Origin of the sequence: Leptolyngbya sp. AN02str (assembly GCF_050565595.1) — a bacterium.
In the GTDB taxonomy this organism is placed as follows: domain Bacteria; phylum Cyanobacteriota; class Cyanobacteriia; order Elainellales; family Elainellaceae; genus Kaiparowitsia.
Genome location: NZ_JBNXVR010000058.1, coordinates 22,524 through 33,238, shown reverse-complemented (window position 1 = coordinate 33,238; position 10,715 = coordinate 22,524). Strand labels below are relative to the sequence as shown.

General features: G+C 50.1%; 8 protein-coding genes. 3 read left to right on the top strand and 5 right to left on the bottom strand.

Annotation, left to right across the window (positions count from 1 at the left end):
- Nucleotides 1-145: 145 nt before the first annotated feature.
- Nucleotides 146-880, bottom strand: a complete 735-nt coding sequence (locus ACQ4M4_RS26585) for an SDR family oxidoreductase (RefSeq protein WP_430687506.1) — start codon at nt 878-880, stop codon at nt 146-148.
- Between the two features lie 34 nt (nt 881-914).
- Entirely contained in the window at nt 915-1,682 is a 768-nt protein-coding gene (locus ACQ4M4_RS26580; RefSeq protein WP_430687505.1) for an SDR family NAD(P)-dependent oxidoreductase, read from the bottom strand.
- Between the two features lie 178 nt (nt 1,683-1,860).
- Here ACQ4M4_RS26580 and ACQ4M4_RS26575 point away from each other — a divergent pair, with 178 nt between their 5' ends.
- Nucleotides 1,861-2,778 carry an AraC family transcriptional regulator N-terminal domain-containing protein gene (locus ACQ4M4_RS26575; RefSeq protein ID WP_430687504.1) on the top strand — a complete coding sequence of 306 codons (918 nt, stop codon included), beginning with the start codon at nt 1,861-1,863 and terminating at the stop codon, nt 2,776-2,778.
- A 236-nt stretch (nt 2,779-3,014) separates the two neighbouring features.
- Here the strand turns inward: ACQ4M4_RS26575 and ACQ4M4_RS26570 are convergent, their stop codons facing one another.
- On the bottom strand, nt 3,015-3,509 hold the full coding sequence (locus ACQ4M4_RS26570) for a hypothetical protein (RefSeq protein WP_430687503.1): 495 nt from the start codon (nt 3,507-3,509) through the stop codon (nt 3,015-3,017).
- A gap of 162 nt (nt 3,510-3,671) precedes the next feature.
- Here ACQ4M4_RS26570 and ligA point away from each other — a divergent pair, with 162 nt between their 5' ends.
- Both ligA and ACQ4M4_RS26560 read left to right on the top strand, forming a co-directional pair.
- Nucleotides 3,672-5,798 (top strand): NAD-dependent DNA ligase LigA, encoded by a 2,127-nt coding sequence (gene ligA, locus ACQ4M4_RS26565; RefSeq protein ID WP_430687502.1) that lies wholly within the window; start codon nt 3,672-3,674, stop codon nt 5,796-5,798.
- A 108-nt stretch (nt 5,799-5,906) separates the two neighbouring features.
- A complete protein-coding gene (locus tag ACQ4M4_RS26560) occupies nt 5,907-7,652 on the top strand; it encodes an alpha/beta hydrolase (RefSeq protein WP_430687501.1) in 1,746 nt (581 codons plus the stop codon).
- Nucleotides 7,653-8,797: 1,145 nt separating this feature from the next.
- Here ACQ4M4_RS26560 and ACQ4M4_RS26555 read toward each other — a convergent pair.
- Together ACQ4M4_RS26555 and ACQ4M4_RS26550 are read right to left on the bottom strand one after the other, a co-directional pair.
- Complete coding sequence (locus ACQ4M4_RS26555) at nt 8,798-9,187, bottom strand: beta-lactamase hydrolase domain-containing protein (protein ID WP_430687500.1); 390 nt, start codon at nt 9,185-9,187, stop codon at nt 8,798-8,800.
- Nucleotides 9,188-9,473: 286 nt separating this feature from the next.
- Nucleotides 9,474-10,154, bottom strand: a complete 681-nt coding sequence (locus tag ACQ4M4_RS26550; protein ID WP_430687499.1) for an Hsp20/alpha crystallin family protein — start codon at nt 10,152-10,154, stop codon at nt 9,474-9,476.
- Nucleotides 10,155-10,715 lie beyond the last annotated feature (561 nt).

The following is a 10,715-nucleotide window of genomic DNA, read 5'->3' as shown; positions in this document are numbered from 1 at the left end:
AATCGGGCAAGCTCAGCAGGTCAGTAATCTGATGGATGAGCGCTCTAAAATCATCCAACTTTTGGGCCTACCTTACTGCCGTTACTACCTGCTTAATTAATTCCCAGCAACCTGCGGAATATCGGGTTATGGCATCGTTTTAAGGCTAGAAGGCGCTAGCTGTTGGGCGAACAATCATTTCATTGACATCCACATCATCGGGTTGAGATATGGCATATAAAACTGCTCTGGCGATCGCATCCGGTGTTAGGGCAATTTTACGAAATTCTTTCAATGCCTCTTGTGCCGAATCCTCTGTAATATCAGACCCCAACTCGGTCTCCACCACACCTGGAGAGATCGTCGTCACACGGATGTTTTTCGATTCCTGCCTCAGCCCTTCCGAGATGGCCCAAACCGCATATTTGGTTGCACAGTAGACTGCGCCAGTGGGTACCACCACATGTGCCCCAATGGATGCGGTATTGATAAACTGACCACTGCCTTGTGCTTCCATAATCGGCAAACCCGCCGCAATGCCATTTAACACGCCGTTGATGTTCACATTAATCATGTTGTCCCATTCTTCAACTTTTAGGGCATTCATAGGAGATAAAGGCATGACACCCGCGTTGTTAAAAATCACATCGACACGACCAAAGGTGTCTTTGGCAAAGTGAATGAACGCTTTCATATCCTCGCGATCGGTAACGTTCACCGCTTTAAATTCTGCTGAACCACCCTGATGTCGAATCTCTTCAACAATCTTTTCTAGCCGATCTGTACGCCGCGCCCCTAGGACAACCCTTGCGCCATTTTCAGCCAGTAACTTGGCAGTGGCTTCACCAATACCGCTACTTGCTCCAGTGATCGCAATGACTTTATTTTCTACGTTTAACATGGTGATTTTCCTTCTTGATTTTGGTTGGTTTGAGTTAGAGGAACATGCCACCAGAGACTTCAATTCTCTGGGCATTGACCCATCGGTTGTCTTCGGAAAGTAAGGAGGCGATCGCCCCGCCAATATCATCGGGAAGACCCACGCGACCTAAAGCAGTTTGCGAAGCAATGAAGCTGTTAACCTCTGGATTGTCACGCACGACACCCTCACCAAAGTCTGTTTCGATCGCGCCAGGGGCCACGACGTTTACTGCAATCTGTCGTTGTCCTAATTCCTTTGCCAGGTAGCGGGTCAACACCTCGATCGCCCCCTTCATTGCGGCGTAGGCGGCATAGCCTGGTAGAGCAAAACGGGCCAGGCCAGAGGAAATATTGACGATTCGGCCACCATCTTTAATCAGCGGCAGAAGTTTCTGTGTCAGGAAGAAAACACCCTTCACGTGAATGTTCATCAAGCAATCAAATTCTTCCTCGGTTGTTTCTGCAAACGGTGCGTAAATTCCAATCCCAGCGTTGTTAACCAGGAAATCAAACTGTTCTGTCTGCCAAGTGTTCTGGAGTGACTGCTTAACTTGCACCACAAAGTCATCAAAGGTTTTGGTGTTCGACGTGTCCAGTTGCAGCGCAATCGCTTTACCTCCCATGTCTGCGATCGCAGAGACAACATCTTTTGCTTCTGCCTCATTGCTGCGGTACGTCACAATGACATCAACCCCTTTTTGGGCAAGCGTTAAAGCAGTATTTCTACCCAACCCTCGGCTTGAGCCCGTGATCAAAGCAATCTTTGTTGTATCTTTTGCCATTGCCTTATCCTTTCATTGCTCTTTTGGCATGAGTTCAGCTTAGGCTTAAGGAAAGAGACTTCAAATACACAAATCTCGCATATGATTGCCTAATCCTCTCAAGCAAGGGTTTGATACAGAAAAACGTTCTCTATAATGGACACATGAGGACGGTTAAATCAGCCAGAAAACCAGCGTCATGATTGAAACATTGAGGCAGAGTACCGCCGTGAGTGCGTGTCAAGAACTGGCGGCATTTGTGACACAGCACACCGATGCCCAGGGAAACGGGATTCATCAAACTGCGATCAGTCAGTTAGAATTCACGCGGGAATCGTCTGCTTCCACCGCAATCCGCGATGTTTTTGAACCGGTTCTCGCGATCGTGATTCAGGGCAAGAAAGAAGCATTGTTGGGTGAGGAAACGTATCAGTATGGTGCGGCTCAGTATCTTGTCATCTCGGTAGATTTGCCGCTAAGTGGGTTTGTGACAGAGGCCACACCAGACAAGCCGTACTTAGGGTTTAAGTTGAACTTAGATCCAGCCCAACTATGTGACATCGTTGCTCAAATTCAACCCCAGGCGGAGAAGAAAGAAAACTCGGTGAGAGGCTTGTTCGTTAGCAATGCTGATGTTGCGTTGATTGATTGTGCCATTAGACTCACAAGGCTGCTGGATACACCGCAGGATATTCCGTTTTTGGCACCGATGATGATTCGTGAAATCTATTACCGTCTTTTGATTGGTGAACAAAGCGCAGCAGTTCGTCAGATTGCGACATCTGGCAGCACCATGCAGCGCATTGCTGAGGTCATCAAACTGCTCAAGGCTAACTTTGCACAGTCTTTACGAGTTGAGGATCTGGCTGAACAAGCCAATATGTCTGCTGCATCCTTCCATCGTCATTTTAGAAAAGTTACCTCAATGAGCCCACTGCAATATCAGAAGCAATTAAGGCTATTAGAGGCGCGTCGGCTGATGCTGGTCGAACATGCTGATGCAACCAGTGCAGCCTATCAGGTTGGTTATGAAAGTCCTTCTCAGTTTAGTCGTGAATATTCCCGCATGTTTGGCGCACCACCAATGAAGGACATTGAACGTTTACGAATTGCCTAAGTATTGACCGTTCAGCGATCGCGGAGATTAACTTTCACCTCAGTGGCTCGGCACATAATTCTCCTGCTGGGTGATGTTCTAGACGTGTGGTTATTGGTTGTGGAAGGGGTGCGATACACCCCTTCCACAACCAATAACCACACATTTGAAACACGCCCCCCCCCTGCTGCACCGAGACGAACTTTAGCGATTGTTAGAGATGCAACATTGTTGACCCTATGCGCACTCAGGAATCTTTATGAGGAGGCTGGAGGATTGTCGCGAGGCGTAGAAACGTGAGATTGAGGCCGGGTAATGGTAAAAGAAATGGGCTGAGAGTTGGCTTGGCTTGGCTTGGGCTTGGCCGCTGACTTGACTTTTGCAGGTTGCTTCGTCTTTGCAGATTGGGTTTCCTTTGCAGGTTGCTTTGCTTTTGCAGGTTGCTTTGCCTTTGCAGGGGATTTGATTGGGGTTGCTGATGGGGTTGTGACTGGCTGAACAGGTGCCGTGACGGGTGTGCTAGAAGCGGAGTTGAGGTTAGCCGCAGGCGTTGGCAAGGGATCGGCGGATGGGGAAGAGGACCGCCAGGGCAACCCGGCAGGCTTGTGAGCATTGGAGGCGATCGCCAGCAATACCCCTGCGGCAAGGAATACCGGCGATGGCAGCGACAAACCGCGAAACAGCGGATACAGCTCGGCAATGCCAAAAAACAGCCCAAACAATACGACAAAACTGAGTGCCCAAACTGGCATGTTGTCCTTCGCCTTTCAACCCATGAAAACCAACATTTTGACAGGATAGCGTATGTTTGTGAAAACGGATGTTCTAGCAAGGAAGCGATCGCCCGACTCCTAAACCGTTTGCACAGCGGCTGCATACCCGTTCCTTTACACTGTGAAAGGACAAAGAAACAAATGGGGGATCGTGTGGCAACGGTAGATGGGCACCAGGCATTGGTAAATCGAGTGGCAGAGCTGCGATCGCTCTTGAATCGGGCCAGCTATGAATACTATGTGCTGGATGCGCCCACCATGGAGGATGCCGTCTACGATCAGCTCTATCGAGAGCTACAGGAGCTAGAGGCACAGCATCCCCAGTTGATTACGCCAGATAGCCCCACGCAACGGGTGGGCGATCGCCCATCCAGCCAGTTCAACTCGGTTCGGCACAACATTCCCCTCTACAGCCTGGAAAATGCCTTCAATACTGAGGAGTTGGAATCCTGGCAGGGACGCTGGCAGCGAATTGTGCCGACCAACGATTTTGAATATGTGGTGGAACTCAAGATTGACGGTTCGGCGCTGGCGCTCACCTATGAACATGGCGTACTGGTGCGGGGCGCAACCCGAGGTGATGGCACCACCGGAGAGGATATTACACCCAACGTGCGCACGATTCGGTCGATTCCGTTGCGATTGGTGGGCGATCGCATTCCAGCCATTGTGGAAGTACGAGGCGAGGCCTTTTTGCCGCTGGATGTGTTTGAGCAGATCAACCAAGAGCGCGAAGCGAACGGAGAACCTTTGTTTGCCAATCCCCGCAATGCGGCGGCTGGAACCCTGCGCCAACTGGATTCGCGCATTGTGGCCAAGCGTCGGCTCGACTTTTTTGCCTACACGCTGTACATCCGCGCTGGCGATGGCAATGGAGAGTCGGCTCAACAGCTGGATTTGGGGATTGAAATGAACGCCGTGGAGGAGTCGGTTGAGCATCCGCGTACCGCGATCCTCACGCCCAAGAGCCAGTGGGATGCGCTAGAAGCCTTGCAACATTTTGGCTTTCGGGTCAATCCCAATCGGCAACTGTGCCCCTCCATGGCAGAACTCAAAGCCTTTGCCGACCATTGGGAGCAAGCTCGCACCACATTGCCTTATCTCACCGATGGGCTGGTGGTCAAGCTCAATTCGCTGGCGTTGCAGGAAGAGCTGGGCTTTACGCAAAAGTTTCCCCGTTGGGCGATCGCCCTCAAGTTTCCGGCTGAGGAAGCGCCCACTGTGGTAGAGCACATTAGCGTTAACGTGGGCCGTACGGGAGCCGTCACTCCCGTTGCCGAGCTAAAACCTGTGTCATTGGCAGGAACTACCGTTTCCCGCGCCACGCTGCACAATGCCGACTTTGTGGCGCAGTTGGATGTGCGCGTGGGCGACACCGTTATTATTCACAAGGCAGGCGAAATCATTCCCGAAGTGGTCAAGGTGCTGACGGAGCTGCGGCCTGAGCACACCCACCCATTCCACATGCCAACGCACTGCCCCGAGTGCGCTCAGCCATTAGTAAAACCGCTGGATGAAGCGGTGACCCGCTGCGTGAATGAGTTCTGTCCGGCGATTGTGCGCGGGGCGCTGATTCACTGGGCATCGCGGCAGGCTATGGATATTAACGGGCTGGGCGAAAAGTGGGTGACCCAATTTGTCGAACGCGGGCTGCTGCATAGCGTGGCCGATATCTACGACCTGACGGCCGAGCAATTGCAAACAATTGACCGGATGGGCAAAAAATCTGCGGAAAATTTAATTGGGGCGATCGCCCAGTCCAAGCAGCAGCCGTGGTCGCGGGTGCTGTACGGGTTGGGGATTCGGCATGTGGGCAATGTGAATGCTCAGGTATTAACTCAGGCCTTTCCCTCGGTGGAGCAATTGGCTGAGGCCGATATCGATGCGATCGCGGCCGTCTACGGCATTGGTCCCGAAATTGCCCAATCGGTGTATCAATGGTTCCGAGTTTCTGCCCATCAAGCGCTGATTCAGCGATTGCAGGCGGCAGGGCTCCAACTGGCGGGTGAAACTCCAGCAGCCTCAACCACGTCTACACCCTTGAGTGGTAAAACGGTTGTGATTACCGGAACATTGCCCACCCTCAAACGAGATGAAGCCGCAGCCTTGATTCAACAAGCAGGAGGCAAGGTCACCAGTTCTGTCAGCAAAAAAACAGACTATGTGCTGGTGGGCGAAGAGGCCGGTTCCAAGCTAGATAAGGCGATCGCTTTGGGAATCACCCAATTGTCGGAGGCAGCACTATTGAATCTGTTGTCCAATATCTGAGGAATGCCCAAATCCCAACGGTTCACTTCTAGTATCTAATTCCGGACCCGTGACCAGTTTGGAACACGAGCCTGCTAGTCGGGCGGTTGAACCCCATTGTTAAACCTTATGACACCGTTCTGGCAATCCTACCCTTCTCAGCCTGCTCCGCAACCGGATTGGCAACGTGCTGCCCGGTTATTCCGTACATGTCGGTCATGGTGGCTAGGAGCCATGGTGGGCTGGGCGGTTCCTTTTGCGCTGTTGGCTTCGCCCGGACGCGCCGCCGAAGAAGTGTATTTGTCGTTTGGGCTGTTGGAGCGTTCTATCTCTTTTTCCGCTCTTGAAACATTTGCCAAAGAAGGTCGAATTACTGCCGAGTTGCGGCCCTACACGCGGCTGTTGTCGCAAGCTCAGCGCGACCAGCTTCAAACAGTGCTCAACAATCGGGTGGAGTTAGGCCCGGTTGCGATTTCTCAGTTTCTCTACAGCGACCAAGGAGAGGTGCTGCTGCAACGATTTGGCGAAGTAGTGCAAACTGAATCGTTTCGTCCGGGGGCGCAGGGCTTGCGGGCGGCGTTGGTGCTGGCAGCCGCAGATCCTGAAGGGATAACGCCGCTCAATGTGTTGCGGCAGTTCCCGTTGCGGGCGGTACGAATTGATGTGAATCAGGCGGCGCGCCTTGCCTCGCAATTGGAAACGTTGATTCGCCAAACGCAACAGGCGGTGGATGCGATCGCCCTACAAGCCGCAGAGAATACGACGTTTCAGCTCACACCCGACTACAATCGACTGCCCGATTTGCAAGAAGCTGGCCCTTATTTGTGGCAAAAGCAAACCATTTTGCTGAATGATGACACGCGCGATCGCGTTTTTTTGGCAGATGTGTACTTGCCAATCACGGCAACGGGGGCTCCGCTCGATGCACCCGCCCCAACGGTTGTCATTTCCCATGGATTAGGCTCTAACCGCGACACATTTGCCTACCTTGCCACTCATCTGGCTTCCTATGGCATGGTGGTGGCGGTTCCCGAGCATCCCGGTAGCAATACGGAGCAGCTCGATGCCCTCGTGTCAGGACGGGCCAGCCAGGTGATTGATCCGGCAGAATTCATCGATCGCCCGTTGGATATTCGCTATTTGCTTGATCGGCTGCAAGTACTCAGCCAAACCGATCAGCTGTTTCTCAATCGCGTAGATGTTGACCGGACGGGGGTGCTAGGTCAGTCGTTAGGCGGGTATACGGCGATCGCCCTGGCGGGTGCTTCCCTCAATCTCAATCAGTTAGGCAACGAGTGCCGCGCCAACAATATTTTCAACCTATCGCTGCTGCTGCAATGCCGCGTGTTAGAAACGCCTAACGCCCAAAGTCTCAACTTTCGGGACGAGCGAGTCAAGGCTATTTTTACGATCAACCCTTTAGGCAGCAGCTTACTCGATCAAACAGATCTAGCCGCCATCAACATTCCAATTGTCATTGCAGCAGGCAGCGCCGACACCATTACCCCCGCCCTCATTGAACAAATTCAGCCCTTTACTCGCCTCACTGCGACCGATCGCTACCTTCTACTCATGGAGAACGGTACTCACTTTTCGTCTATTGATGTGCCCAAAACCGATAACGTCACTTTCTCGTTACCGACTGAAGCGGTTGGGCCTGATCCGGCGATCGCCCATAGCTACTTGCGCCCACTCAGTCTGTCCTTTTTTGGTGCACATTTGGCCAACGAGCCCAGCCTCAAACCCTATCTCACCTCGGCCTATGCGAACTACCTTAGTCAGCCAGCACTGCCGATTTACTGGCTGGGCTCCTTTACCGCAGACCAGCTCGCGGCTGCCTTGTTAGCCCAAACCAGCAATAACAGAATTGAATAATGATAGGAGCGCTAAGCACTCCTATCATTATTCAACCCCTAGTTTTTCGGATGACGTGCGTAATTCCTCAATAACTAACGTCAGTTTCAGTTAAGGGCTTTTCTGAGGTTTGCGCGCTGCGCAAACCTCAGAAAAGCCCTTTTTGCGTGCGCAACGCGCACGCAAGCACTTCAGCTTATCCAAAACTCAGGTTAATTAGGGCTGAAATGAGAGTATGCACTCTTACCAATGCAAACAAATTCGCATTGCACGTTACAGCCCGTAACTGACCGTGAACTTTGCCATATCATGGGATCGCATTTCTGCCAGGGGTGATACTTTAGTAATCAAGGCACAAGAGAACGCAACAAACCAACCCCGAATCCCCAGCCTGTGCCTCCTGCAAAGGATTCCTACGTTAGCAACTGTAACCTTGCAACGCTACGACATCGAGATTAGAGATACTTGTTTTCTGGGTCTGTTTCAAATTCACTTCACACAAGAAACGGGTATCGCGCTAATAGCTCAGCAGTCTCCTATAGAGACGGGACTAGTGTTGTTCGAAGAGGTTAAGGAGTGCGGCGTATCTGTAAACCGCTAGTGTGACAACTTGACAATATTTCCGCTCAGTTCCATTTGTAAGTTCATTTCGTTGTTATTGTATTGTTTCGTCTAGTTAACTCATCTCAACATCTAAGTTAGCCAATTCAATAACCTCTCCCCAGGGCCTAGTGTATACTAGGCCCTTTGACGTATTTGTGACGTATAGGCTTCGCCAAATACAGGTAGCTGTGATGATGTAAAACCTTGGGTATTAGATGAACCTTACTCAGTACCTTGACACCATGAAAAGCCATATCTCAAAGCTCTGTACCGTCTGTGCAGCAAACGGTACAGAGCTTTAAAGTTTATGTTTAATGATGGCTGCTTGCTGACTTAGGAGAAGAAACCGAGCGAGACTATGCTCGAATTAGTGTGCATAAATTAATAGAATTTTTAGAAAATAAAATTTATAGGGATGTATAGGGAGATGAGATTGGGGACGATCGATAAAAATCAGCCTGCTATGAATGCTTGGTGAGTGATTGTTGGCGATCGCAACTGTTATTTAACCATAGGAATTCCGCTAAATTGATCAGGCACACCAGCAGAATGCACTGGTTTGTCTATTCCTGAAGAAGCCCTAACGTGGCTACTTTTTGAAATGCATCTTCGGCTTTCATCCCTTGCTTCATCGCAATTTGCATTAAGGCAACCATCGATGATCGAATTCCATTGTCACAGTGGATCAAGATGGGCTTGGGCAACTCAAATATCTGTTGGGTTACCCACAGCAATGCATCAAAATTGAGGGATTTGAGCTGAATTGGCAAATTAACGTAATACAGACCTAAATTTTCTAGCTTAAGTTGCTCTTCTGCCAGAAAACCAGTCTCTTTGGGCGATCGCAGATTGACGACTGTTTGATAGTTTTCTTGAGTAAGCTGATGCACATCATCCAGGGTGATTTGTCCAGCGATCGCCAAGTCGTTCGTAATTTTTCGGATTGTATCCATCTCCACTATCCTATTGTTCTAGAGTTCGCCCATGGGTAATTTGGCACATTGGTTCAAAAGCGAATAGTTCAAAAAGCGAATTTGACAAACTGAGACCATTCTTGTGGAGGACGCAACGGGGCGATCGCATCCCTCATTCAGCTCAACCAACATTGGTGAAGCAGGTCAACCGCCATGGTTGTAATGAACACGAATTAGGTTTTGAAACTCTCAATGTGTGAGAGTTTCAAAACCCCACGTTGAGCGACCACGTTGAAGCAACCAAACTGTTTCTCTGCTCTATCTATCAGAAGTTAGCAGGAGCACCTATACTGTCAGCTTCGCGGCGATGCATAGTATCTTGCAAATGCTCGTCCTGCTGCCGTTGGGTCGCCATTGCTTCTCGGGCTTCTTCAGCCGTGCTGGCTCGCTCAGGAGCCGAAATTTCTGCAGTAGCCCGAGTCCGCATCGTATGTTGCAAATGATCTTCTTGCTGGCGCTGTTGCGCTATCGATTCTCTGGCCTTTTCGTGAATCGTCAAATCCACTTTTGTTAAGGTTGGTTGTTCAGTATGTGCTTTGGGAAGCGTTAGAGTTAGAACGCCATCCTTAAAGTCGGAGACGACTTGTTCATGCTGCACCGTCATGGGGAGTGGAAGAACACGTTGAAACTGCCCATATTGCAGTTCTGAATGGAAATAGCCCTTTTCTTCGGTGCGTTTTTCTTCTCGGTATTCTCCTGAAATTGAAACAACATTTTCACCAACTTGCACATCCAAATCTTGAATTGCAATGCCGGGAACTGCTGCTCTTACAATTAGCGCCGTGTCGGTTTCTTTGATCTCAATTGTCGGTTCCAAGCCTACCTTGCCGAATGTGGAAGCTGAACTTAGCTCACGATTACCGTGCATCAATTCATCAAACAAATGGTTCATTTGATGGCGTAACGTATCCAGGTCTTTTAACGGTTGCCAACGAATGAGTGCCATATCCTTATCCCTCTTTGAACGTTGGTCAAAATTAATGAGCAGTGTGAATGATGATCTGCCTATGCTCTTACCTTAAAAAAATAAGTTGAGGAAGTTGTGAGGGCACAGCGGTGCATGGGTTAAAGCTGTGGATGGTTGGTGTGTAGACAGAAACTCAACTATTCTTTGAGGCGAATGGCGGGATCATCGGTGCAGCTTGGCTGAACAATATTGTGATCGATCAGAGCAAGCAAGCGGAACCAGAGTAAATGAGCAGAAAATTAGCAGAAGCCGTTGTACACCTGATCAAGCAGTACGTCAGCTTTGAAGTGTGGAGAACCCCAAAAAAACATGGTATTGGGTGAGGTGGGAAACGCCTGTGGCCTCAACTTGTGTGCGTTAATATACTATCGGGGCTAAAAAAATTCTCTGAAGGTTATTGGCGAAATGTTGGGTAATCTAAAGGCTAATGGTGAATTGCACTGTAATCCTGGCAGTGAGGGCGATCGCATCTAGCCAGTAACTTATGGCAACGCATTCATCAATTCCTTTCGCTAGATAGTCAACGAGCCGAATCAATAC